Genomic DNA, 22,637 nt, shown 5'->3' on the forward strand with positions numbered 1-22,637 from the left:
GTTCTCACCAGGACAGCGCGTCGTCCATGTCCTGCTGCCAGTACGTCACCGTCAGGGAGCTGTCGTAGTAGACGCCCTTGGCGGGCAGCGGCGGCGTCGCGGAGGCGCCGCCGTCGCTGTTCGGGGTGTAGCCCTGGAAGGCGACCGTCAGCTTCCTGGCCGTCTGGCCGCCGTCGCCGCTTCCGTCGGCGGCGGACAGCAGCACGCCCGCGTAGCCGGACTCGCCGGGCGCGAGGGTCGTCACGGCCTGCGGCTGGGTCTCCTTGGCGGCCTGCGGAACCCACTGCATCTCGTCGAAGCGCAGGACCGGGTTGTAGGTCAGGTCGCAGGTCCTGCTGCCGGTGTTGGTCACCGTGAGCAGCATGTGGTTGAGCGGGCGGGGGACCGTCTGTGCGGTGACCCTGGTGTTGGAGCCGTTGCACAGGACGCGGCTGTCGGAGGAGTCGTCGGCGGCCTTGTCGCCCGTGCCGCCGCCGGTGCCGGCTCCCGTGCCGCCGCCCGTCGTGCCGCCCTCCTTGCCGCCTGCCTTGCCGCCCGTCGTGCCGGATGAGCCGGCCGAGCCCGTCGTGTCCTTCGCCGGGGCCGTGCCGGTGCTCTTGTCCGTGCCGGGCTTGGGCTGTGCCGCCGTGGCCGTCGACGACGCCGGGTGCGAGGCGCCCTCGTCCTTCACGCCCGTCCCGTCCTCGCATGCCGTGAGTGCGAGGGCGGCCAGGGCGGTGAGGGCGAGCAGGTGGCTGGTGCGGCGGATACGCATCGTGAAGTCCTCTTCCGGAAAGCCGCGTTGAAGCGGCGTGCTTGGATGGCCAAAGCTTGTGCGGGGATCCGTCCCGGCCGCCACGGCCGGCGGACGATCAGGGACGCTGGAATGCCCGCAACGGGTCTGACCTGGGGAAACGGACCATCCCTGGAACGCCGGGATGGGACATGGGGAGTGGAGGAACGGTGTCTGCGACCGAGTTCGCCGAGCTGCTGCGAGAGTTGAAGGAGCGGTCAGGGCTGAGCTACGGGATGCTCGCGAAACGGCTCCACATGAGTACGTCGACGCTGCACCGGTACTGCAACGGGGATGCCGTCCCCACGGACTACGCGCCCGTGGAGCGGCTGGCGCGGCTCTGCAAGGCGTCACCTCAGGAGCTCGTCGAGCTGCACCGGCGCTGGGTGCTGGCGGACGCGGCGCGGGGGAGGAAGGGGAGCACGGCCGAGGCGGACGCCGTCGCGGGCGCCGCCGCGGGCGGGGGCGCGGGCGCGGGCGCGGTCGTCACCGGGGATGCGGTCGCGGAGGCGGAGGTCGCCGAAGCAGCGGTCGCCGAGGCTGCGGTCGCGGAGGCTGCGGTCGCGGAGGCTGCGGTCGCGGATGTCGGGGTCGGGGAAGCCGGGGCCGGGGAAGCGGTTGTCGAGGGCGTGGGGGACGAGCGGGTCCCCCGGACCCGCCGGTCCCTGGTCCTCGCCGGGGTCGGTGTCGTGGCGGCTCTCGGCTCGGTCGCCCTGGCGCTCGCCCTGACCCTGCCGTCCGGCGGGTCCGACGGGTCCGGCGACGGGGCCGGCGTCGGTGCGGCCGGTACGCCGTCCGTGCAGGGACGGGGAACGGGGAGCACGTCCTCGCCGTCCGCGTCCGCGTCGCCTTCCGTGTCCGCGTCGACGTCGGCCCCGGTTTCCGGGTCCGCCTCCCCGTCGTACTCCGCCACCGCCGGTTCCTCGCTCGCGCCGGGCGCGGAGGCAGGCGACCGGCCCCCGCTGACGGTCACCACCCGTCCGTACGCCTGGGAGAGCCCCTGCAGCCAGCGTTATCTGATCGAGCAGGGGCCGGAGCAGGTCGGGCCGCCGCCCGTCGAGCAGGACGCGCCCGCTTGGGTGGCCCGGCACGGGGCCGTGTCGGCGGGGGAGCAGTATCTGGAGCTCACCGTGCAGGGGACCGGGGAGGAGACCGTCGTCGTGGACAGCCTGACGGTACGGACCGTGGGCAAGGCCGCGCCGCTCGCCTGGAACGACTACGCCATGGGCTACCCGGGCGTCGGCTGCGGTGGCGGTGTGCCGACGCGCGCCTTCTCCGTGGCCCTGGACGCGGCGCGGCCGGCGCTGGTGCCCGAGGCGGGGCACAAGAACTTCCCGTTCAAGGTGAGCGAGTCGGACCCGGAGGTCTACTACGTCACCGCCGACGCCTCCGCGTACGACGTGCGCTGGTACCTGGAGCTGTCCTGGTCCAGCGGCGCACGGCACGGCAAGCTGACGATCGACGACAGGGGGAGGCCGTTCCGCACGAGTGGCGAGAACGGGCGCCCCGACTACGAGTTTCCGCTCGGCGGCTCCGCGTGGGAGCGGGCGGGAGCCTCTCCCGCGCCGTAGGGGCTCGATGCGGTCAGGGGCCGGAACCCGTCAGGCTGTCTGCCGTTGCCGGGCTGTCTGCACCTGCCAGGGTGTCGTCCCTGTCAGGGTGCCGGTCCCTGTCAGGGTGCCCGTCCCCGTCAGGGTGCTGGAGCTCGACGGCCCCTCGTCGCGCAGGCCCTCGCCGTCGTGGCACGCGGTGAGGGTGAGCGCCGCGGCGGCGGTCAGCGCGACGGCGAGCAGACGGACGCGGCGGCGAGTCGGGGGAGTGGGGCGTGTGGGCATGGGGCCAGCCTGAGTCGTGCGGCCTCCGACCTTCCACATCCGCCGCGCAAGTCGGGACGCCGAACTGGTCCCATGGTGTCTGACCTGCGACGACCTAGCCCTGACGGGACGGGATGTGGGACGCCCGACTGCCCAGGGGAGCCCCTTTGCCCGCAGAGTGCGCAGGGTTCGCAGAGTCCGCCCCGCCCGGTATCGCGCCGGACGCGTTCGAGGTGTACGGGGCGGCGGGCACGAAGGGGTGAAGGCGGGCCGCTGTCCATATGGCAGAAACCCGTGTGTAGGCGGCACCTATCTCCCTAGGGTGCGGGCATGACTGTCGCAGCCGAGTCGCCCAGCGCGCCCGCCCCCGTCCCCGGCCTCGTCCCCGGCCCCGCGTCCGCTCCCGCCGCCGTGCCTGAACTGGCCGCCAGGGTCCGGTCGATCGGCGGCTCGCCCGTGCGGGACATCCTCGCCGTCACCGCCCGCCCCGAGGTGATCAACTTCGCGGGCGGGCTGCCCGCGCCCGAGCTGTTCGACCGCGAGGGCGTTGCCGCCGCGTTCCGGTACGCGCTGGAGGAGGCCCCGGCCCAGGCTCTCCAGTACGCCACGACCGAGGGCGAGCCGAGCCTGCGTGAGCGGCTCGCGGCACGGACGACGGTCCGTGGTCTGCCCACGACCGCCGACGACATCATCGTCACCACGGGTTCCCAGCAGGCCCTGTCCCTGCTGGCGACCGCTCTCCTCGATCCAGGCGACACGGTGCTCGTCGAGGCGCCCTGCTACCTGGCCGCACTTCAGGTCTTCGGTCTGGCCGGAGCGAGGATCGTCGCCGTGCCCGGGGACGAGGACGGTCTGGACCCGGAGGCGCTCGCCGATCTGGTGGTCAGGGAACGGCCGAAGCTCCTCTACACCGTCCCCACCTTCCAGAACCCCACCGGCCGCACCCTCCCCGCCGGGCGCCGTGCCGCGGTCGCCGCCATCGCCGCCCGGCACGGTCTGTGGATCGTCGAGGACGACCCCTACGGCGAACTCCGCTACGACGGTGAGCGCGTCCCCTGGATCGCCGCCCACCCCGACGCCCACGACCGCACGGTCCTGCTCGGATCCTTCTCCAAGGTCATGGCACCCGGCATCCGGCTGGGGTGGTTGCGCGCGCCGGCCGAGCTGCGCCGGGCCTGTGTCGTCGCCAAGCAGGCCGCCGACCTGCACACCCCGACCGTCAACCAGCTCGCCGCGGCACGCTACTTGACCGCCTTCGACCTGGACGCGCACGTGGCCCGGGTCGCCGCCGTGTACCGGGAGCGCCGGGACGCCATGCTCGCGGGCCTCGCGGACGCCCTCCCGGCAGGGTCGGTGTGGACCCGTCCCGAGGGCGGGATGTTCCTGTGGATCCGCCTCCCCGAGTCGTACGACAGCACGGCCCTCCTCCCGCGGGTCGTCGCCCAGGACGTGGCGTACGTCCCCGGGGCCCCCTTCTACGCCGGTGAGCCCGACCGCTCGACCCTGCGCCTGTGCTTCGTGACGCAGACCCCGGAAGAGATCGGGGAGGGGCTGCGCAGGCTGGGGCGGGGGCTCACCGGGTAGCGCGGATCAGGCCCAGCGGAAGGTCCAGGTGGGCTCGCCGACGAGCTGCTGGGCGTAGGCATCCGGGGTGCCCGGGCCCTGGAGGACGTTGTCCGGGCAGAACGCGAAATGCTCGGCGGCGATCCGCTCCGCCTCCGCGAGGGTGCCGGGAGGGGCCGCGACGGATACGGCGAGCACGTCGAAACCGAGGCCGACGACCCGTATGCCGAAGCGGTCCTCCCAGGAGCGCAGGACCGCGCACAGACGCGCGGTGTCGTACTCGTGGCCGGCCGGGCCCGACCAGCCGACGGCCGCCGGGACGTCCGCGCTGCGGCGGGCGGGGACCAGGGCGACATGCGGCGACCTGAACCAGGAAGGCCCCTGCTCCGCAAGGGTGTCGGCGATCCGCGCGGCACGTGCGTCCGGATCCGCCGTGAGGGTGCCGGGCGCGGCGAGGCCGGGCCACTCCTCGCCGTCCGCCGCGCACTCCTCCCAGTACTCCGCGAGGACCTCCTCCGCGTCGTGGTCCCCGGGGTACGACATCTCGGCGGGCATCAACTCCCATTCCGACGGGCCGCCTTGGGAGCCGCCGAGGTCGACCAGGACGGGAACGAGACCGGCCCGGCCCGCCGTCCCGCCCAGGGCCGTCCAGTTGCCCGAGGAGGCGGACTGCTCCGCGTGCCACAGCAACGGCTCGTGCCACACGCCTTCGTCCGTCGTGTCGATCAGCCGGCCCGGCGGGAGCTGGAGGCCGAGGGAGCGGCCGCTGGGATCGGAGGCCAGCTTGGGGAGCGGATTGGGAAGAGTCGCCATGCCGGTGACTGTAGGGGCAGGCACTGACAGCGGCCCGGGTCGGTGGGTCCGGGCCGGTGGGTCCGGTGCGGTGGGTCCGGCGTGGTGGGTCCCGTCCGGTCCGCGACGGGACGCCGGGCGGGTCGGTGCGTGCCGTCCCGGTCCCTGACGGCCGTCAGGCGGAGTGTCTCGCGCGCCGACGGCGCCAGAGGTGCGTCAGCCAGATGCCCAGGCCGACGAACGGGAGGACGACGACGGCCGGGATGACCACCCCCGCGCCTCCGACCATCAGGAAGGTGATCAGGACGTCGACGATCGACAGGTCGTCCGCGCCGCCCAACCGCCCCTCCTCGCCCTGGTGTTCTCATGTCGTCGAGGGAGGGGACGTACGGGTGCGGGGAGTTGGTTCCGGGTCCCGGCCCACCCGGGCCTCGAAGCACTCCCTCCCGCCGTCCGCAGTCGGCGTGTAGCAGGTCCGCACGAGCGTCCCGGGGCGGGTCGCCGTCATGGCGGTGTGCACATAGGTGTCCGCCTCGGCGCGGTCCTCGACCTCGGCTCGGTAGGTGCGGACGCCGCCCACGGCTTCGGACTCGATCCGGTCGCCGATCCGCGCACCCCACATCCGGGTCCAACTGGTCCCGCACTCCCTGCTGTACCGCAGTTGCACCGACGCCCCGGTGGCGGTGACGCGCTCGGCGAGGGTCTCCGGCGCGGTCGCGCACCGCATGTCCATCGGGCTCCCGCCCTCGCAGGCGGTTCCCCGGCAGCGCGGGCCGGTGACGGACGGGGACGCGGCCGGTTGCGCGGCCGGTTGCGGCGCTCCGTGCTGGCCCGGGAGGAGGAAGAGGGTCAACGCGATGGCCCCGAACACCGCGGCGGAGGCCGACGCGAGGACCGCCACGGCCGCCGCCCCCCGGTGGCCGACGGGTGTGGCCCGATCCTCGGCTGTGGCTGTGGCTGTGGCTGTGGCTGCGCCTGCGCCTGCGCCTGCGCCTGTGCCTGGGTCTATGGCTGTGGCCGAGGTCGTGGGCTGGGCGGCCGGAAGGGCGGGAGGCGGGGGAGCCGTTGCGGGGTGGGCCGGCCGGGCGGGCTCCGCCTGCCTGGCGCGGCCGCCCCACTCGGATTCCGCGATCTCCCACAGGGCGAGACACCGACCGACCGGTTCGTCCGCGAGACGGCACAACTCCTCCACCGCGGTGCGCGGCGGCAGAGCCCTGCCGTTCAGATAGCGCTCCCAGGACGACTTGCTGAACGCGGTCCTCGCCGCGAGGCCCGCCATGCTCAGGCCGGTCCGTGCCCTCAACTCCCGCAGCACGGAGGCCAGTCGGTCACCCTCCGGCGACGAGACGGGACGGGTCATCCGCGCAGGGCCTTCCAGGTGAGGGGTCCGACCGTCCCGTCCACGGCCAGCCCGGCCCGCGTCTGGAAGGCCTTGACCGCGCGCTGGGTCAGCGGGCCGAACATCCCGTCGATGCCGCCGGGCGAGATCCCCGCCCGGCGCAGCAGGCACTGTGCCTCGGCGACCTCGGGCCCGGCCGCGCCGTAGCCGAGCTCGGTGTCCCGGGTGCGGCTGATCCCCGCGTACCAGAGGCCGTCGGTCCGCTCGACCCGGCAGGTGTACGCGGGCGCCGACGCCGGGGCCGGAGGAGTGGACACGGTGGGGGGACCAGCCGCCGGTTCGCGGTCACCGTCGTCGAGGCGCATGACCAGGAGGGTCGCCGAGGACAGGGCCAGCACCAGGGCCACCGCCCCCGCCACCAGTGCGACGCGCAGCGACCGCCCGGCAACCGATACCTGTGGTGCGTCCTGTTCCGGGTGCGGGTGCGGGTGCGGGTGTCGGTCCGGGCCCGCAAGGAATTCCGGCCCCGTGGGCACCGGCCCCGTGGGCACCGGCACCGGCACCGGCGCCGGCTCCGGAACGAGTTCCGGCGGGGGTCCTGTCGGTGCGGAGGCGTCGAGGTGCCTGCCGCCGCCCCAGGTGTCGGCGGCGACCTCGTGCAGCGCGAGCAGGCGGACCGGGTCGACGCCCCCGATCCGGGCCAGTGCCTCGACCGCCTCCCGGGGCGGCAGCGATCTGCCCCCCAGATACCGTTCCCACGACTTCTCGCTGTACCCCGTCTTCGCGGCCAGCTGACGCATGCTCAGCCCGCTGTGGTCCTTCAGCCGGCGCAACTGCGTCAGCAACTGCCTTACGCGTGGATCCAGTTCGGTGGACAGCGCCTTCCAGCGCGACATCTTCCCCCCACTTGCGGTCGTGGACCGTGGTCAGCGGCCCCCCGCTCGCTCGCATTCTGCATGAGCATCTCAACAGCCGCCACAGTCGTCCCGCGGGACCGTCCCGGCGGTCGGTGTCCTCGCAGGTCAGTGCCGGTGTCGTCCCACGAGACCGTCACCTCGGCGGCAGCCGTGGCGGTCCCCGGCGCCCGCCCCGCACTCTCGTGTCGTCACCAGCCCGTCGACCGGGCCAGGTGTCGACCCACGACCCGAAAGAGGAACGCATGCGACCGAACGCCTTGGCCAGGACCCTCGTCGGACTCACCGCCGTCGCCGGTCTCGCCGCCGGATCACTGGCGACCGCGGGCACCAGCTTCGCCGCTGCCGCGCCGGCCACGCAGGCGGTGAGCGCTCCCGCCGCCACGCTGTCGACGGAGAACTTCGGCCTCACCACCGCCGAGGCCAAGAACGTCCAGACGTTCCTGGCGGGCGACTGGGACTACACCGGCAAGATCGACGGGCAGCTGGGCACCGAGAGCTGGAAGGCTTTCCAGCGCTGCTTCAAGAAGTACTGGGGCTACACCGACGCCATCGACGGCGACCCCGGCCCCAACACGATCATGGCGCTCCAGCGGCTCCTCAAGGACGACTACGGCTACACCGGCAAGATCGACGGCATCGCCGGGTCGGGTACCCGCGCGGCGTTCAAGCGGTTCGCCGCCTGACGTACCCGGCCATGACAGCGGCCCGCCCTCCCCGGCAACCGGAAACCGTGATCCGGAGCCGTGCGGAGGACGGGCCGCGGTGCGTCGAGCGCCCCCGGGTGCCGCCGGTCGGTCAGAGCTTGTCCGGCGTCCGGATGCCCAGCAGGGCCATGCCCAGGTGGAGGGTGCGGGCCGTGAGGTCCACCAGGAACAGGCGGTTCTCGACGACCTCCGGCGAGTTGTCGGGGGACAGCACGTGGCACTGGTCGTAGAACGTCGTCAGGTGCGAGGCCAGCTGGTACAGGTACGCCGCCAGCTTGTGCGGCTCGTAGGCCGCGGCGACCTCGTGCACCGTCTCGCCGAACTGGTCCAGGTGCAGGCCCAGCGCCCGCTCCGCCGGGGCCAGTTCCAGCTCCGGGTGGGCGGTCGGGCGGGCCTCGCCGGCCTTGCGCAGGATCGACTGGATACGGGCGTACGCGTACTGGAGGTAGACGGACGTGTCGCCGTTCAGCGAGACCATCTGGTCCAGGTCGAACTTGTAGTCCCGTACGGCGGAGGTCGACAGGTCGGCGTACTTGACCGCGCCGACGCCCACGTACCGGCCGTTCTCCACGATCTCCGGCTCGGACAGGCCGACCTTCACGGCCTTCTCCCGGACCACGGTGGTGGCCCGCTCGACCGCCTCGTCGAGCAGGTCGACCAGCTTGACCGTCTCGCCCTCACGGGTCTTGAACGGCTTGCCGTCCTTGCCGAGGACCGTGCCGAACGCCAACTGGTGCGCTTTGACGTCCTCGTTAAGCCAGCCCGCCCTGCGCGCCGTCTCGAAGACCATCTTGAAGTGCAGCGACTGACGGGCGTCCACCACGTACAGCAGCGTGCTCGCCTTGATGTTGAAGACACGGTCACGGATCGCCGACAGGTCGGTCGCCGCGTAGCCGTAGCCGCCGTCCGACTTCTGCACGATCAGCGGGACCGGATTGCCGTCCGGGCCCTTGACGTCGTCGAAGAAGACGCACAGGGCGCCCTCGGAGCGGACCGCGACCCCGGACTCCTCCAGGAGGCGGCAGGTCTCCGCCAGCATGTCGTTGTAACCCGACTCGCCGACGATGTCCTCGTCGCGGATCTCCATGTCCAGCTTCTCGAAGACCGAGAAGAAGTAGATCTTCGACTCGTCGACGAACTTCTGCCAGGTCGCGAGGGTGTGCGGGTCGCCCGCCTGGAGGTCCACCACCCGGCGCCGGGCCCGGGTCTTGAACTCCTCGTCGGCGTCGAACAGCCTGCGCGCGGCCTTGTAGAGGCGGTCGAGGTTCGACATCGCCTCCTCGCCGCTCACCCGGGACTCCTTGTGGTCCAGCTCGTGCGGGTGCTCGTCCAGGTACTGGATGAGCATGCCGAACTGGGTGCCCCAGTCGCCGATGTGGTGCCGGCGGACCACGCTCTCGCCGGTGAACTCCAGGATCTGCACCGTCGCGTCGCCGATGACCGCCGACCGCAGATGACCGACGTGCATCTCCTTCGCCACGTTCGGCTGGGCGTAGTCGATGACCGTCGTGCCCGGCCGGTCGGCGTGCGGCACGCCCAGGCGGTCCGCGTCCGCGTACCGCGCGGCGAGGTTCCGGGTGATCGCGCCGTCGGTGATCGTCACGTTCAGGAAGCCGGGGCCCGAGACCTCGATCTCCCCGATCAGGTCACCCGTGACGACGTGCGACACGACCTGCGTCGCCAGCTCCCGCGGGTTCGCCTTCGCCTTCTTGGCCAGCGCCAGGATGCCGTTGGCCTGGAAGTCGGCCCGGTCGCTTCGTCGCAGCAGCGGGTCCGCGCCGGCGGCCTCCGGCAGGGTGGCCGAGAGGGCGGACGTGAGGTGCTGTTCGACGGAAGCGCTGAGGGACGTGACCGGGGCCATAGGAGTGGGTGCCGTTCTCCTCGTGGGGATGGATAGACGCAGTCAGTATCCCATGGGGGGTAAAGCCGTTTTCCCGGGCGCGGGGCCGTCTGGGACAATGGAACGCACTTCAAACCCGGAAGCCTTCAGAACAAGAGGACGTGCCGATCGTGGCTCTGAGCACCGAGACCACCGACTGGGTCTCCCGTTTCGCGGATGAGGTCATCGAGGAGTCGGAGCGTCGGGCCCCCGGCAAACCTGTGGTCGTCGCGTCCGGACTCTCCCCCTCCGGACCCATCCACCTGGGCAACCTCCGCGAGGTCATGACCCCGCACCTGGTCGCCGACGAGCTGCGCCGCCGCGGACACCAGGTCCGCCACCTGATCTCCTGGGACGACTACGACCGCTACCGCAAGGTGCCGCAGGGCATCGACGGGATCGACGACTCCTGGGCCGAGCACATCGGCAAGCCGCTGACCTCCGTCCCGGCGCCGCGGGGCTCGGCCCACCCGAACTGGGCCGAGCACTTCAAGGCCGCGATGGTCGAGTCGCTGGCCGAGCTCGGCGTGGAGTTCGACGGCATCAGCCAGACCGCGCAGTACACCTCCGGTGTCTACCGCGAGCAGATCCTGCACGCGATCAAGCACCGCGGGGACATCGACGCGATCCTGGAGCAGTACCGCACCAAGAAGGCCCCCGCGAAGAAGCAGCAGAAGCCGCTCGACGAGGCCGAGCTCGAGGCGGCGGAGGGATCGGGCGCGGCGAACGAGGACGACGGCTCGTCCGGCTCGGCCGGCTACTTCCCGTACAAGCCCTACTGCGGCAACTGCGAGAAGGACCTCACCACGGTCACCTCGTACGTCGACGACACCACCGAGCTGTCCTACACCTGCGCCGCCTGCGGATTCGCCGAGACCGTCCGGCTGAACGAGTTCAACCGCGGCAAGCTGGTCTGGAAGGTCGACTGGCCGATGCGCTGGGCGTACGAGGGCGTCGTGTTCGAGCCGAGCGGCGTCGACCACTCGTCGCCCGGGTCCAGCTTCCAGGTCGGCGGCCAGATCGTCGGCATCTTCGGCGGCAAGCAGCCCATCGGGCCCATGTACGCATTCGTCGGCATCAGCGGCATGGCGAAGATGTCGTCCTCGAAGGGCGGTGTCCCCACCGCCGCCGACGCGCTGAAGATCATGGAGCCGCAGCTGCTGCGCTGGCTCTACGCCCGCCGTCGGCCCAACCAGTCCTTCAAGATCGCCTTCGACCAGGAGATCCAGCGGCTCTACGACGAGTGGGACAAGCTGGACGCCAAGGTCGCCGAGGGCTCGGCGCTCCCGGCCGACATCGCCGCGCACTCCCGTGCGGTGGGCACGGCCGCCGGTGAGCTGCCGCGCACCGTCCGGCCGCTGCCGTACCGCACGCTGGCCTCCGTCGCCGACATCACCGCCGGACACCGCGACCAGGCCCTGCGGATCCTCTCCGACCTCGACCCGGAGAACCCGCTCGGCTCCCTCGACGAGGCCCGGCCCCGCTACGACAAGGCCGAGGCATGGATCAACACCCATGTCTCCGCCGACCAGCGCACCATCGTCCGCGCCGAAGCCGACGCCGAGCTGCTGAAGTCCCTCGACGAGGCCTCACAGCGGTCCCTGCGGCTGCTGCTCGACGGACTCGCCGACCACTGGTCGCTGGACGGGCTCACCCACCTCGTCTACGGCGTCCCCAAGGTCCAGGCGGGGTTCTCCGCGGACGCCACCCCCAAGGAACTCCCGCCGGAGATCAAGACCGCGCAGCGGACGTTCTTCGCCCTGCTCTACCACCTGCTGGTGGGGCGCGACACCGGCCCGAGGCTGCCCACCCTGCTGCTGGCCGTGGGCCAGGAGCGGGTGCGGGCCCTGCTCGGGGAGTAGACGGCACTTCCACGACGGAGGGGGCGCCCGGTGCCAACACCGGGCGCCCCTCCGTCGTACACCTGCGCATCAGGCGATGTGGTCCTCCTCCAGTTCCGCCGTGTGGCGGTTCTGGAAGCGCATGACCATGCGCTTGGCCTCGGCGTCCGCGACGGGGACGCCGTAGGTCGCCTCGACGTTGTCGCTGAACTGGCTCGGCGTCGGGTAGCTGCCGTTTATCGACTGCTTGAAGACCTGGTAGTAGGACTCCTCGTCCGGCTCGATCACCGGGGTGCCGCCGCCCTCACCGAGCTCGCGGCTGCGGCCCGGACCCACCGGGATGGGAAACGAACCGGTCTCCTCCGGAGAGGGCTCCTGCGCCGGAGGCTCCTCCTGGTACTGGTCCTGGTACTGCTCGGCCTGCTGCTGCTCCTCGTACCACTGGGCGTACTGCTCCGAGGGGTCGTACGTGGGGTCGTAGCCCCCCTGGTACGCCACCTCGTGCGGCGCCTGGAACCACGGGCTCTGCTCCTCCTCGGGCGCGGGGGCGGGCGCGTAGCCGACCTGCCGGCCCTGCGGTGCCTGCTGGGCCGGCCGGGGTGCGGGAGCGGCCTCGACGGCCCGGACGCCCGCGTCGACCGGGGCGGCCGCCGTCAGCTCCTGCTGGGGCGCGGCCGCCGGTACCGGTGACGGAGGGAGCACGGCCGGCTCGATGCCCGCCGCCGCCAGACCCGCCGGGGCGGTCTCCGCCAGCGGGACGCCGTAACGGGCCAGCCGCAGCGGCATCAGYGACTCCACCGGGGCCTTGCGGCGCCAGGCACGGCCGAAGCGGGAACGCAGCCTCGCCTGGTAGACGAGACGTTCCTGCTCCAGCTTGATCACCTGYTCGTAGGAGCGCAGCTCCCACAGCTTCATCCGGCGCCAGAGCAGGAAGGTGGGCAGCGGGGAGAGCAGCCAGCGCGTGAGGCGCACGCCCTCCATGTGCNCGTCACCGCGCAGTTCGGGAACGTACGCCACCTGTTCGTAGGAGCGCAGCTCCCACAGCTTCATCCGGCGCCAGAGCAGGAAGGTGGGCAGCGGGGAGAGCAGCCAGCGCGTGAGGCGCACGCCCTCCATGTGCTTGTCCGCCGTGATGTCCGCGATCCGCCCGATCGCGTGCCGGGCCGCCTCGACGGACACCACGAACAGGATCGGGATCACCGCGTGCATACCCGTGCCCAGCGGGTCCGGCCAGGCCGCCGCGCCGTTGAAGGCGATCGTCGCCGCCGTCAGCAGCCACGCCGTCTGCCGCAGCAGCGGGAAGGGGATGCGGATCCAGGTCAGCAGCAGATCCAGGGCCAGCAGGACGCAGATTCCCGCGTCGATACCGATCGGGAACACATACGAGAAGTTGCCGAAGCCCTTCTCGAGGGCCAGTTCCCGGACGGCCGCGTACGAACCGGCGAAGCCGATTCCGGCGATGATCACGGCGCCGGTCACGACCACGCCGATGAGAACGCGGTGCGTCCGGGTCAGCTGTATAGTTCCGCCTTCGAACATCTCNAAGTTGCCGAAGCCCTTCTCGAGGGCCAGTTCCCGGACGGCCGCGTACGAACCGGCGAAGCCGATTCCGGCGATGATCACGGCGCCGGTCACGACCACGCCGATGAGAACGCGGTGCGTCCGGGTCAGCTGTATTGGCGCGGACACCCGTACTCCCCTCCCCTTGCGTGTTCTTGCGCGCAACAGGGTGGCACATGTGTGCGGCGCACGTGTTGCCGGTCCGTCAGCTCTTCGCGGAGGCGGATGCCTTCGGGGCCGCCGCGGCCGCCTTGGAGGCCGTCGCCTTCGGGGTCGCCGACGCCGACTTGGAGGGGGTCGCCTTCGGGGCGGAGGAGCCCGACCCGGACGGCGACGGGCTGGTGCCCGAGGTGTCCGAACCGCCGCTGCCACCCTCGCCGTTGGCCGACCGCACGGCACCCACGGCCTCCTTGGCCGCCTTCTCCGCCGACTTCGTCAGGGTCTCCGCGCTCGGCGCCTTGTCGCCCGCCAGACCGGCACCGTTGTAGTCGAGCGTGAGCACCACGTTCTCGACACGCACCACGACGGTCTGCTGCTTGAAGGCGCCCTCCGACTTCTTCAGGTCGTAGCGTACCGAGGTCGCCTCGTCACCCGTAGCGGCCACCGGCGCCGACTTGACGTTCTTCGCGCCCGACACCGCCTGGGCGTCCTTGACCTGCTTCGCGTAGTACGTCTTCGCCTGCGACTCGCCGTCACCGGTCGTCGCGTCCGACTCGAAGCGCAGCAGCGAAACGTTCAGCCAGCGGAACTGCGAGCCCTTCACGCCGTTGTTGGCCAGGCTGGACCAGGAGCAACTGGCGCGGGCCGCGGTGTCGCTGGACGTCCCCTCCTTGCCCTTGGACGCCCCCTTCGGCACCAGCTCCGTCAGCGTCTTCTTCGACACCGCCGCACACGCCTCGGGCAGCGTCTTGTACGCCGCCGCCTGCACGGTCGGCGCGGCGCTCGCCGCCGAGTCGGTGCCGGAACCGGCACCGGCCGACGCGGCGGCGTCCTTCGCGTCGGCGCCCGAGCCGGAGTCCGAGGAGCAGCCCGCGGCGATCAGCATCACCGGGACGGCGACCGCCGCGGCCAGGAGGCGGTTCAGCCCTCCGGCACGCCTCACTCGCTCGGCACGCTGCTCGCGCTGGTCAAACTGGCCGTCTCGCTGGGCTCGTCGCTGCATGGTTCCTTCACTCATGACGCTCGTGGTTCCTGCGGTCGGATCGGGTCCGAGGGGCCACCGTAGTCGGTGAAGAAGCTGTGCGGTTCCGCTTCCAGGGCTTTGCGGGTGGGGTCCGAACCGGGCCGAAGTGCCCTCAGCCGGCCAGTGAGTCGGCGAGCTGCGCGGCCAGTTTCCGGGCCTTGTCCTGCATTTCCTCGCTGTCCGGCACCGTGCCGACGGTCGTCGGCTGCTCCTCGTACTGGATGGTCACCATCACGTTGGACGTGCGGAACGCCACAGTCACCGTGCGCTGCTTGGCCGTCGAACCGGAACTGCTGAGCGCGTCGTCGATGAACGCCTCGTCGCCCAGGTCCTCCAGCAGGCGGGGCTGGAGGTCGGCGGGTGTGGCGGTGGAGGAGGCCGAGGGCGAGGCCGAGGAGGAGGCGTTCGCGGAGGGGGAGGTCGTCGTCGAGGGGGAGATGCTCGGACTCGTGGAAGGGGAGCCGGTCGCCGCGCCGGTGGCGGAGGCGGTGGGTGCGGGAAGGTCGGCCGCGGTCACCCTCTGCGCGAAGAGGGCCTCGGCCTGGTTGTCGTCGCTGACCGCGTTGTCGTACGAGACGACCCGCTCGAAGTCGACGAGGAGATGGTCGGTGGCGTCCGTCGACTCCACCTTCCAACGGCAGCCCACCTTGCGGTCGGTGTCGAACGTCTGGGTCGCCTCACCCGCGTAGGCCGTGTCGCGCTGTGTCTCGTCGGCGAGCTGCTTGATGCCGGGGAGGAGCGAGTCGAGGGTGGACCGGCTCACCACGCCGCAGGCCTCGGGGAGCGTGTCGTACTTGCCGGGCTGCGCGACGGCGGCGGCCGTCCCCGCCTCGCCCGGGTTGGAGTTGTCCGTCGAGCCGCCTTCGTCCGAACCGCCGGTGCAGCCGGCCAGCAGCGCCGCGAGGAGCGCGACGACGCCGGGTACGTATGCCTTCCGCTGCACGGTCGGCTCCTCTCGACAGTTCGGGTGATGTGGATGGCTGCCGGTGTCCCCGCTGGTTATTCGCTTGCCGGACGGGGGCGGCCCCTGGAGACAATGTGTATCGCACGTGGAGCTGTGGATGCCGGTCCGCTGTCCTTTTCGTTGACCTTGGCACCAGTTTTGCGATCTAAGGCTTTTGTATTTATTCCGGGGGAATGAGGACGACATGTCGTACGTGGAGATGCCGGGCGCGAAGGTACCCATCCGTATGTGGGCCGACCCGGCGTCGGTCGAGGAGGGCGCGCTCCAGCAGCTGCGGAACGTGGCGACCCTGCCGTGGATCAAGGGACTGGCGGTCATGCCGGACGTCCACTACGGCAAGGGCGCGACGGTCGGCTCGGTCATCGCGATGCAGGGCGCCGTCTGTCCCGCGGCGGTGGGCGTCGACATCGGCTGCGGAATGTCCGCCGTCCGCACCTCGCTCACGGCGAACGACCTGCCCGGCGATCTCTCGCGGCTCCGTTCGAAGATCGAGCAGGCCATCCCGGTGGGCCGGGGGATGCACGACACCGCGGTCGACCCGCAGCGCTTCCACGGGCCGACGGCCACCGGCGGGTGGAACGACTTCTGGGCGCGGTTCGACGGCGTCGCGGAGGCGGTGAAGTTCCGCGAGGAACGGGCCGTGAAGCAGATGGGGACCCTCGGTGGCGGCAACCACTTCGTGGAAGTCTGCACCGATACGACCGGCTCCGTCTGGCTGATGCTGCACTCCGGTTCCCGGAACATCGGCAAGGAACTCGCCGAGTTCCACATCGGGGTGGCGCAGAAGCTCCCGCACAACCAGGGCCTGGTCGACCGCGATCTCGCCGTCTTCGTCGCGGACACCCCGCAGATGGCGGCCTACCGCAACGACCTGTTCTGGGCCCAGGAGTACGCGAAGTACAACCGCACGCTCATGATGGCGCTCCTGAAGGACGTGATCCGCAAGGAGTTCAAGAAGGCGAAGCCGGTCTTCGAGCAGGAGATCAGCGCGCACCACAACTACGTCGCCGAGGAGCGCTACGACGGGATGGACCTGCTGGTGACCCGCAAGGGCGCGATCCGGGCCGGTTCCGGCGAGTACGGCATCATCCCCGGTTCGATGGGCACCGGTTCGTACATCGTGAAGGGCCTCGGCAACGAGAAGGCCTTCAACTCGGCCTCGCACGGCGCGGGCCGGCGCATGAGCCGCAACGCGGCCAAGCGCCGATTCTCGACGCGCGACCTGGAGGAGCAGACGCAGGGCGTGGAGTGCCGCAAGGACTCCGGCGTCGTGGACGAGATCCCGGCCGCCTACAAGCCGATCGAGCAGGTCATCGATCAGCAGCGCGACCTGGTCGAGGTCGTGGCGAAGCTGAAGCAGGTCGTGTGCGTGAAGGGCTGACACCGCGGGACCGCGGCTGACGCCTGCCGGTGAGGGGCCCGGGCCGGTTTCGGCCCGGGCCCCTCACGCGTCTCTCTCAGCCGAGCCGCTTCTCCAGCAGGGTCACCGCGTACGGGCTTCCCGTTCCGCCCTCCTTGGCGCGCTGTTCGCCGACGACCGTGTAGCCCGCGGACTCGTAGTACGCGCGCAGGCGGGGGTTGGTGGAGAGACAGTCGAGGCGGGCGTACGGGCGGCCGGCCGCGGTGATGCGGGACTCGGCCTGGGCCAGCATCCTGCGGCCCGTCCCCGCCGGGGCGGTGTGCGGGGTCGTCATCAGGCGGTGGATGTAGCCGGCCTCGGGCGGGCGGGGGCCCCAGGCGGCCGGATCGTCCCACCAGAGCTCGAAGGCGCCCACGACCGCGCCGTCCGCGTACGTCAGCCAGACCTCGCCCTCGCGCATGCGGTCGACGAAGTGGGCCGCGCTCTTCTCGCCGGGCTGCCACTGCTCGATGCCCCGGGCCAGCTGCCACAGCGCCGCCGTGTCGCGCAGGCGGACCAGGACGGGGGCGTCGAGCGGCTCCGCCCTGCGGTGGGTCAACTCCGGCCAGGAGGTGGGGGCCGGTTCCAGGAGGCGGGCGCGGAGGGTCGCCGACAGGGCCTCCACGTCCATGCCGAGAGCCTGCGTCACATACGCCTCCACCGAGCCGTAACGGGCCCGCAGCGCCTCCAGGAACAGACGCATCACCGACTCGGGGGCCCGGCCGAAGGACGGCCACACCGGGGAGCGGCCGTCGTTCCTCGCGCGCCAGTCGGCGAGCAGGGCCGGGGTCGCCAGTTCCGTCAGGGTGAAGTCCTCGACGATCACCTCGTCCGGGACGCCCAGCAGGCCCAGGACCAGCGCTGCCAGCTGGCCGGTACGGTCCTTGCCCGAAGCGCAGTGGAAGACCAGCCCCTCCCGCGCCTCGGCCACCAGCTCCAGAGCCGCCGCGATCTCCTTCGTGCCGTCCTCCGCCACCTCCATGAAGCGGGCGGAGAGGTACGGACCCGGGTCCACGTCGGGGGTCAACGCGGCCTGGTCGTAGGGGCGGTGCTCGATGCTGAGGTTGCGGTACGTGAAGGAGTCGTCCTGCGGTACCCGGCCCCGCGCCTCGATCTCCCAGGGATGGCGCAGGTCGATCACCGTGCCGACGCCGAGGGCGAGGAAGCGGTCCCAGTCCGGGGTGTCCGGTCGCAGTTTGCCGAGCGAGTCCGCGCGGAACAGGCGGCCCGCGCGTACCCGGTGGCCGTTGCCGGTCGGATATCCGCCCAGGTCACGGAAGTTGTGCAGCGTCTCGAACGGTATGTGTCTGTCCACATGGAAACCCTATGGCGCGGCGGCCGTCACTTCGCGTGGCGTACCGCGTAGATCATCACGAACGCCACGATGTGGATGCCGAAGAGGAAGTAGGCCAGGAAGACCCACATGTGGCGCTCGTTCTTCGTCTCCTGGACCAGGCGGCGCTGCTCCAGTGACCGCTGTTCCGGCGAGAGCGGTGCCGGTGAGAGGGCGTCCCGTGCGTCCGGTTCCCGTGTGTCCGGGTCCCGGCCCGCGGTCCCCGGCTCCTCGGCCGTCGCCTCCTCCTCGGCCGTCACAGCTCCCGGTGGACCTTCGTGTTGGACGCCTGGGCGCGGGGACGCAGGACGAGGAGGTCGACGTTGACGTGGCTGGGACGGGTGACCGCCCAGGCGATCGTCTCGGCCACGTCGGAGGCGGTGAGGGGTTCGGCGACGCCCTCGTAGACCTTGGCGGCCCGGTCCGCGTCGCCGCCGAAGCGGGTGAGGGCGAACTCGTCGGTCCTGACCATGCCGGGGGCGATCTCGATGACGCGGACCGGCAGGCCGACGATCTCCAGGCGGAGGGTCTCGGCGAGGACGTGGGCACCGTGCTTGGCGGCGACATAGCCGCCGCCGCCCTCGTACGTCCCGTGACCGGCGGTCGAGGACACCACGACGACCGTTCCGTCCCCGCTCGCCACCAGCTTGGGGAGCAGTGCCTGGGTGACGTTGAGGGTGCCGAGGACATTCGTCTCGTACATCGTGCGCCAGTCGGCGGGGTCGCCGGTGGCGACGGGGTCGGCGCCGAGCGCGCCGCCCGCGTTGTTGACGAGGACGCCGATCGTCTTGAAGGCGCCGGCGAACTCGTCGACCGCCCCGCGGTCGGTGACGTCCAGCGGGTAGGCCGTGGCGGAGCCGCCCGTCCGGGTGATCTCCTCGGCCAGCGCCTCTATGCGGTCCTTGCGCCGGGCGGTCAGCACGACCCGGTAGCCGGCCGCGGCGAGCTGCCGGGCGGTGGCGGCGCCGATTCCGCTGCTCGCACCGGTGACGACGGCGATGCGGGAGGCGGCGGACGGTGCGGCGGTGGCCATGGGCTGCTCCTCGTACAAGGGGGGTGTTCGTTCATACGACCGGCTGCCGCCCAGGGTATCGGGGTCAGCCGCCGTTCCTCGGGGCCCACATGATCACGGCCATCCCGGCGAGGCAGACCAGGGCACCGGCCACGTCCCAGCGGTCGGGGCGGTAGCCGTCGGCGACCGCGCCCCAGAGCAGCGAGCCGGCCACGAAGACGCCGCCGTACGCGGCGAGGATCCGGCCGAAGTGGGCGTCGGGCTGGAGGGTGGCGACGAACCCGTACGCGCCGAGGGCGAGGACACCGCCGGCCGCCCACAGCCAGCCCCGGTGCTCGCGTACGCCCTGCCAGACCAGCCAGGCCCCGCCGATCTCCAAGAGCGCGGCGACGACGAACAGGGCGGCGGACCGGAGGACGAACATGTGGGCAGCTTGGCACGACCGGGTGCTGTCACCTGTTGGAGGGCGCCTGCCGGGCGCCGGGCGTGGGATACATCCCCTTCGTACCCGGCGCTTCGTACCCGGGCGGTTTCCGATCGAGGAATCGAGGAGTGGTGGCATGCGCTGGATGCGAGGTCTCGCGGTGTGGGCTGCGGTGCTGGCGGCGGGGGCGGCGGCCGCGCCCGCGCGGGCGGCCGGGACGGCCGGGGAGGCGACCGAGGCGGACCTGTCGTACCACGGCTCCGCCGTCATGCGCGGCGGCCGGGTCGACATCGGGCTGACCCCGAGCAACCACGGTCCGGCGGACGTCTCCGACTCGACCGTGCGGCTGCGCTGGTCGGTGCCGTTGGCGGCCGGGGCGCAGCGGCTGCCGGCCGGTTGCGCGCGGACGGGCCGGCAGGAGGTGGTGTGCCGGACGGGGGCGCTGGCCGCGGACGGACCGGGTGAGCGGATCGCGTTGCGGGTGTGGCTGAGGGGGCGGCCGACGGAGGTGACGATGGCCGTCGACACGCTGTGGGGAGGCGGGGCGGTGGACCGCAACCGGTCCAACGACCGGCAGCAGGTGCTGGTCCTGGACACCGGGGACGCCTACTTCTTCTGACGGTCGGGGGAGCGGAGCGTCGTACGATCTGCGGACGGCGCTGACGGCGGTGCCGACGAAGGGGTGCGATGTCCGGGAACGTGCGCTCGCGGCTGCTGGACGAGCTGTCCGTCGTGTCGCGTCGGTACGTGGCCGCGTACGCGCTGTTCAACCAGGCTCTCGCCGACCGTCTCGGGCTGCATCCCACGGACCTTCAGTGTCTGAACCTGCTGATGCTGGAACGGGAGCCGGTGACGACGGGCCGGGTCGCCGAGCTGACGGGGCTGACCACCGGGTCGGCGACGCGGCTGGTGGACCGGCTGGAGAAGGCGGGTTACGTCGTCCGGGAGCGGGACGCGGCCGACCGGCGGCGGGTCCTCGTGGTGACGGTGCCGGAGCGGATCGCGGAGTTCACACGGATGTGGGAGCGGCTGGGCGGCGACTGGATGCCGCTCTTCGAGGATCTGGAGGACGGCGAACTCGCGGTGATCGTGCGGCACATGCGGCGCACGGTGGAGTTCGGCGCGGTGCAGGTCGCACGGTTGCGGGAAGGCCGGGTCTAGGGCGGGATGCAGGAGACGGACATACGGCCGTCCGCGGCGGCGGCCGAGGGAGTGCGGGCGGCGGACGCCCGCCCGGCGGGTGCGCTGCCGCGGCACTGGCCGCTGTTGCTGCTGGGCGCGGCGGTGGTGCCCGGGGTGCTGCTGGTGCTCGTCGGGCGGTCGCTGGACGAGCCGGCGGTGCAGGCGTGGCGGACGGTGTGCCTGGCCGTGACCGTGCAGGCGCTGCCGTTCCTGCTGCTGGGCACGGCCCTGTCGGGGGCGATCAACGCGTTCGTGCCGGCCCGGGTCTTCAGCCGGCTGCTGCCGAGGCGGGCCGCGCTGGCGGTGCCGGTCGCGGGGATGGCGGGTGTGGTGCTGCCGGGGTGCGAGTGCGCGTCGGTGCCGGTGGCGAACAGTCTGATCGGGCGGGGGGTCACCCCGGCCGCCGCGTTCGCGTTCCTGCTGTCGGCGCCCGCCGTGAACCCGGTGGTGCTGACGGCCACGGCCGTCGCCTTCCCGGGCAGTCCGGAGTTGGTGCTGGCCCGGCTGCTCGCCTCGCTGGTCACCGCTGCCGCGATGGGCTGGCTGTGGCTCTGGCTGGGGCGCGAGGAGTGGTTGAAGCGCTCCGTCGTCCGGCACACCGGGCACGTTCCGGGGCGCAGCCGGTTCACGGAGTTCCGGCGTGGTTTCCAGCACGACTTCCTGCACGCGGGGGGTTTCCTGGTGGTGGGGGCGATGGCGGCCGCGACCTTCAACGTGGCGGTGCCGCGCACGCTGCTCGACACCTTCGCGGGTTCGCCGTGGCTGTCGGTGCTGTTCCTGGCGGCGCTGGCGATCCTGCTGGCGGTGTGCAGCGAGGCGGACGCGTTCGTGGCGGCGTCGCTGAGCGGGTTCTCGCCGGTCGCGCGGCTGGCGTTCATGGTCGTGGGGCCGATGGTCGACCTGAAGCTGATCGCGCTCCAGGCGGGCACGTTCGGGCGGGCCTTCGCGGTGCGGTTCTCGGCGGCCACGGCGGTGGTGGCCGTGGTGTGCAGCGCGCTGATCGGAGGGGTGCTGCTGTGAGGCGTTTCGTGCAGGTGGGGCTGCTGGTACTGGGTGGGCTGGGGTTGCTGCACACCTCGCTGTTCACGGACGAGTACCTGCGGTACGTCAAGGAGGGGATGCGGCCGCTGCTGATCGCCTCCGGGGTGCTGCTGCTGGTGCTGGGAGTGGCGGAGGCGTGGGCCGCCCCGGTGACGCAGGCGTGGGCCGCGCCGCCGGAGGAGGAGGCCGACGGGCAGGGGGACGGCGGCCAGGGGCTCGGTGGCTCGGGGCGTGGCGGCCACGGGTACGGAGAGTCGGGGCATGGCGGGGAGGGGGACGGCGGCCATGAGCACGGTGGGTCGGGGCACGGGCATGTGGGCCCCGCGCCCGAGGGGCACAGGGACGGGCACGGGGACGGGCACGGGGACGGGCACGGGGACGGGCACGGGCACGATCACTCCCGTGTTCCGCGGGTCGCCTGGCTGCTGTTCCTGCCCGTGCTGAGCCTGCTTTTCTACGCGCCTCCCGCGCTCGGCTCCTACACGGCCTCGCGGGAGCCGGCGAAGGCCGTCGCCGTCCAGGACGACGCCTTCGATCCGCTGCCCGCGACCTCCCCGCTGCCGATCACGCTCACCGACTTCACCCAGCGGGTGCAGCAGGACCGGTCGCGGGCCGTCAGGGGCCGCCTGGTCGTGATGACCGGCTTCGTCACCCCGGCCCCGGGGACGCGGGACGGCTGGTACCTGACCCGGATCATGGTCAGTTGCTGCGCCGCGGACGCGTCGTCCGTGAAGGTGCTGGTCCGGGGGATCGCGGCGCCGAAGGCCGACACCTGGGTGAACGTCACCGGGATCTGGCAGGGCAGCGGCACGCTGGGCACGTCGTCGGCGGAGGTCGCGTTGAACGCGGGGGGGGTGCGGAAGGTGCGCAAGCCGTCGAACGCGTACATGGACGCGGTGCCCCTCACCTCCTGAACGG

Annotated in this window: 23 protein-coding genes and 1 pseudogene; 9 read left to right on the plus strand and 15 right to left on the minus strand. The window is 72.0% G+C overall.

The features are described from left to right. Window positions 1-4: 4 nt before the first annotated feature. Window positions 5-754 (minus strand): DUF4232 domain-containing protein, encoded by a 750-nt coding sequence (locus ASD48_RS18225; RefSeq protein WP_057602719.1) that lies wholly within the window; start codon window positions 752-754, stop codon window positions 5-7. A 188-nt stretch (window positions 755-942) separates the two neighbouring features. On the opposite strand from ASD48_RS18225, the gene ASD48_RS18230 reads away from it, so the two are divergent. Beyond that, window positions 943-2,343 carry a helix-turn-helix transcriptional regulator gene (locus ASD48_RS18230; RefSeq protein ID WP_057602720.1) on the plus strand — a complete coding sequence of 467 codons (1,401 nt, stop codon included), beginning with the start codon at window positions 943-945 and terminating at the stop codon, window positions 2,341-2,343. A 30-nt stretch (window positions 2,344-2,373) separates the two neighbouring features. Here the strand turns inward: ASD48_RS18230 and ASD48_RS18235 are convergent, their stop codons facing one another. Then, window positions 2,374-2,607, minus strand: coding sequence for a hypothetical protein (locus ASD48_RS18235; protein WP_057602721.1), 234 nt, complete (start codon window positions 2,605-2,607; stop codon window positions 2,374-2,376). A 309-nt stretch (window positions 2,608-2,916) separates the two neighbouring features. Between ASD48_RS18235 and ASD48_RS18240 the strand changes: the two genes are divergently transcribed. Continuing rightward, window positions 2,917-4,170 carry a PLP-dependent aminotransferase family protein gene (locus tag ASD48_RS18240; RefSeq protein WP_057602722.1) on the plus strand — a complete coding sequence of 418 codons (1,254 nt, stop codon included), beginning with the start codon at window positions 2,917-2,919 and terminating at the stop codon, window positions 4,168-4,170. Between the two features lie 6 nt (window positions 4,171-4,176). Here the strand turns inward: ASD48_RS18240 and ASD48_RS18245 are convergent, their stop codons facing one another. The 4 genes from ASD48_RS18245 to ASD48_RS18255 all read right to left on the minus strand — a co-directional run bounded on the left by ASD48_RS18245 (window position 4,177) and on the right by ASD48_RS18255 (window position 7,176). Next, window positions 4,177-4,962 (minus strand): DUF4253 domain-containing protein, encoded by a 786-nt coding sequence (locus ASD48_RS18245; RefSeq protein WP_057602723.1) that lies wholly within the window; start codon window positions 4,960-4,962, stop codon window positions 4,177-4,179. A 154-nt stretch (window positions 4,963-5,116) separates the two neighbouring features. After that, window positions 5,117-5,281, minus strand: coding sequence for a hypothetical protein (locus tag ASD48_RS44275; RefSeq protein WP_157880652.1), 165 nt, complete (start codon window positions 5,279-5,281; stop codon window positions 5,117-5,119). A 24-nt stretch (window positions 5,282-5,305) separates the two neighbouring features. Next, entirely contained in the window at window positions 5,306-6,301 is a 996-nt protein-coding gene (locus ASD48_RS18250; RefSeq protein WP_057602724.1) for an XRE family transcriptional regulator, read from the minus strand. Next, entirely contained in the window at window positions 6,298-7,176 is an 879-nt protein-coding gene (locus ASD48_RS18255; RefSeq protein ID WP_057602725.1) for a peptidoglycan-binding protein, read from the minus strand. Before ASD48_RS18255 ends, ASD48_RS18250 begins: the two co-directional genes overlap by 4 nt. A gap of 263 nt (window positions 7,177-7,439) precedes the next feature. On the opposite strand from ASD48_RS18255, the gene ASD48_RS18260 reads away from it, so the two are divergent. After that, window positions 7,440-7,880 (plus strand): hypothetical protein, encoded by a 441-nt coding sequence (locus ASD48_RS18260; protein ID WP_057602726.1) that lies wholly within the window; start codon window positions 7,440-7,442, stop codon window positions 7,878-7,880. A 112-nt stretch (window positions 7,881-7,992) separates the two neighbouring features. Here the strand turns inward: ASD48_RS18260 and argS are convergent, their stop codons facing one another. After that, entirely contained in the window at window positions 7,993-9,762 is a 1,770-nt protein-coding gene (argS, locus tag ASD48_RS18265) for an arginine--tRNA ligase (RefSeq protein WP_057602727.1), read from the minus strand. Between the two features lie 140 nt (window positions 9,763-9,902). Here argS and lysS point away from each other — a divergent pair, with 140 nt between their 5' ends. Next, window positions 9,903-11,642 (plus strand): lysine--tRNA ligase, encoded by a 1,740-nt coding sequence (gene lysS / locus ASD48_RS18270; protein ID WP_057602728.1) that lies wholly within the window; start codon window positions 9,903-9,905, stop codon window positions 11,640-11,642. Window positions 11,643-11,711: 69 nt separating this feature from the next. On the opposite strand, the gene ASD48_RS45315 is transcribed toward lysS, so the two are convergent. From ASD48_RS45315 to ASD48_RS18285, 4 genes and pseudogenes are all read right to left on the minus strand, one after another. Then, on the minus strand, window positions 11,712-12,606 hold an 895-nt coding region (locus ASD48_RS45315; protein WP_242432644.1), incomplete at its 5' end, for a DUF2637 domain-containing protein. A gap of 1 nt (window position 12,607) precedes the next feature. Further along, window positions 12,608-13,160, minus strand: a pseudogene (locus ASD48_RS45320) (DUF2637 domain-containing protein); the annotation flags it as partial. A gap of 226 nt (window positions 13,161-13,386) precedes the next feature. Further along, a complete protein-coding gene (locus ASD48_RS18280; RefSeq protein ID WP_199875861.1) occupies window positions 13,387-14,358 on the minus strand; it encodes a DUF3558 domain-containing protein in 972 nt (323 codons plus the stop codon). 118 nt (window positions 14,359-14,476) lie between these two features. Further along, on the minus strand, window positions 14,477-15,307 hold the full coding sequence (locus tag ASD48_RS18285) for a hypothetical protein (protein WP_057602730.1): 831 nt from the start codon (window positions 15,305-15,307) through the stop codon (window positions 14,477-14,479). Between the two features lie 205 nt (window positions 15,308-15,512). On the opposite strand from ASD48_RS18285, the gene ASD48_RS18290 reads away from it, so the two are divergent. After that, entirely contained in the window at window positions 15,513-16,709 is a 1,197-nt protein-coding gene (locus ASD48_RS18290; RefSeq protein WP_057602731.1) for an RtcB family protein, read from the plus strand. A 76-nt stretch (window positions 16,710-16,785) separates the two neighbouring features. Here ASD48_RS18290 and ASD48_RS18295 read toward each other — a convergent pair whose 3' ends face one another. The 4 genes from ASD48_RS18295 to ASD48_RS18310 form a co-directional block, all read right to left on the minus strand. Then, window positions 16,786-18,042: a GNAT family N-acetyltransferase gene (locus ASD48_RS18295; protein ID WP_057602732.1), complete on the minus strand. Its 1,257-nt coding sequence runs from the start codon at window positions 18,040-18,042 to the stop codon at window positions 16,786-16,788. Window positions 18,043-18,068: 26 nt separating this feature from the next. Further along, on the minus strand, window positions 18,069-18,320 hold the full coding sequence (locus ASD48_RS18300; RefSeq protein WP_057602733.1) for a hypothetical protein: 252 nt from the start codon (window positions 18,318-18,320) through the stop codon (window positions 18,069-18,071). Beyond that, window positions 18,317-19,093 (minus strand): SDR family NAD(P)-dependent oxidoreductase, encoded by a 777-nt coding sequence (locus ASD48_RS18305; protein ID WP_057602734.1) that lies wholly within the window; start codon window positions 19,091-19,093, stop codon window positions 18,317-18,319. Before ASD48_RS18305 ends, ASD48_RS18300 begins: the two co-directional genes overlap by 4 nt. Before the next feature lie 64 nt (window positions 19,094-19,157). Next, window positions 19,158-19,496 (minus strand): YnfA family protein, encoded by a 339-nt coding sequence (locus ASD48_RS18310; protein ID WP_057602735.1) that lies wholly within the window; start codon window positions 19,494-19,496, stop codon window positions 19,158-19,160. A 136-nt stretch (window positions 19,497-19,632) separates the two neighbouring features. Between ASD48_RS18310 and ASD48_RS18315 the strand changes: the two genes are divergently transcribed. The 4 genes from ASD48_RS18315 to ASD48_RS18330 all read left to right on the plus strand — a co-directional run bounded on the left by ASD48_RS18315 (window position 19,633) and on the right by ASD48_RS18330 (window position 22,633). Further along, on the plus strand, window positions 19,633-20,115 hold the full coding sequence (locus ASD48_RS18315) for a hypothetical protein (protein ID WP_057602736.1): 483 nt from the start codon (window positions 19,633-19,635) through the stop codon (window positions 20,113-20,115). Between the two features lie 68 nt (window positions 20,116-20,183). Further along, entirely contained in the window at window positions 20,184-20,657 is a 474-nt protein-coding gene (locus ASD48_RS18320; protein ID WP_020130060.1) for a MarR family winged helix-turn-helix transcriptional regulator, read from the plus strand. Window positions 20,658-20,663: 6 nt separating this feature from the next. Further along, window positions 20,664-21,698 carry a permease gene (locus ASD48_RS18325; RefSeq protein WP_057602737.1) on the plus strand — a complete coding sequence of 345 codons (1,035 nt, stop codon included), beginning with the start codon at window positions 20,664-20,666 and terminating at the stop codon, window positions 21,696-21,698. Then, window positions 21,695-22,633, plus strand: coding sequence for a TIGR03943 family protein (locus ASD48_RS18330; RefSeq protein ID WP_057602738.1), 939 nt, complete (start codon window positions 21,695-21,697; stop codon window positions 22,631-22,633). Before ASD48_RS18325 ends, ASD48_RS18330 begins: the two co-directional genes overlap by 4 nt. Window positions 22,634-22,637: the final 4 nt, after the last annotated feature.

The sequence above is a fragment of the Streptomyces sp. Root1310 genome, from assembly GCF_001426425.1.
Taxonomy (GTDB): Bacteria; Actinomycetota; Actinomycetes; order Streptomycetales; family Streptomycetaceae; genus Streptomyces.

Coding starts and splice junctions, on each gene's coding strand:
- ASD48_RS18245 (WP_057602723.1), bottom strand. CDS start 4,962: ATGGCGACTCTTCCCAATCCGCTCCCCAAGCTGGCCTCCGATCCCAGC.
- ASD48_RS18325 (WP_057602737.1), top strand. CDS start 20,664: ATGCAGGAGACGGACATACGGCCGTCCGCGGCGGCGGCCGAGGGAGTG.
- ASD48_RS18305 (WP_057602734.1), bottom strand. CDS start 19,093: ATGGCCACCGCCGCACCGTCCGCCGCCTCCCGCATCGCCGTCGTCACC.
- ASD48_RS18255 (WP_057602725.1), bottom strand. CDS start 7,176: ATGTCGCGCTGGAAGGCGCTGTCCACCGAACTGGATCCACGCGTAAGG.
- ASD48_RS18290 (WP_057602731.1), top strand. CDS start 15,513: ATGTCGTACGTGGAGATGCCGGGCGCGAAGGTACCCATCCGTATGTGG.
- ASD48_RS18320 (WP_020130060.1), top strand. CDS start 20,184: ATGTCCGGGAACGTGCGCTCGCGGCTGCTGGACGAGCTGTCCGTCGTG.
- ASD48_RS18250 (WP_057602724.1), bottom strand. CDS start 6,301: ATGACCCGTCCCGTCTCGTCGCCGGAGGGTGACCGACTGGCCTCCGTG.
- ASD48_RS18240 (WP_057602722.1), top strand. CDS start 2,917: ATGACTGTCGCAGCCGAGTCGCCCAGCGCGCCCGCCCCCGTCCCCGGC.
- ASD48_RS18315 (WP_057602736.1), top strand. CDS start 19,633: ATGCGCTGGATGCGAGGTCTCGCGGTGTGGGCTGCGGTGCTGGCGGCG.
- argS (WP_057602727.1), bottom strand. CDS start 9,762: ATGGCCCCGGTCACGTCCCTCAGCGCTTCCGTCGAACAGCACCTCACG.
- ASD48_RS18260 (WP_057602726.1), top strand. CDS start 7,440: ATGCGACCGAACGCCTTGGCCAGGACCCTCGTCGGACTCACCGCCGTC.
- ASD48_RS18280 (WP_199875861.1), bottom strand. CDS start 14,358: ATGAGTGAAGGAACCATGCAGCGACGAGCCCAGCGAGACGGCCAGTTT.
- ASD48_RS18235 (WP_057602721.1), bottom strand. CDS start 2,607: ATGCCCACACGCCCCACTCCCCCGACTCGCCGCCGCGTCCGTCTGCTC.
- ASD48_RS18310 (WP_057602735.1), bottom strand. CDS start 19,496: ATGTTCGTCCTCCGGTCCGCCGCCCTGTTCGTCGTCGCCGCGCTCTTG.
- ASD48_RS18225 (WP_057602719.1), bottom strand. CDS start 754: ATGCGTATCCGCCGCACCAGCCACCTGCTCGCCCTCACCGCCCTGGCC.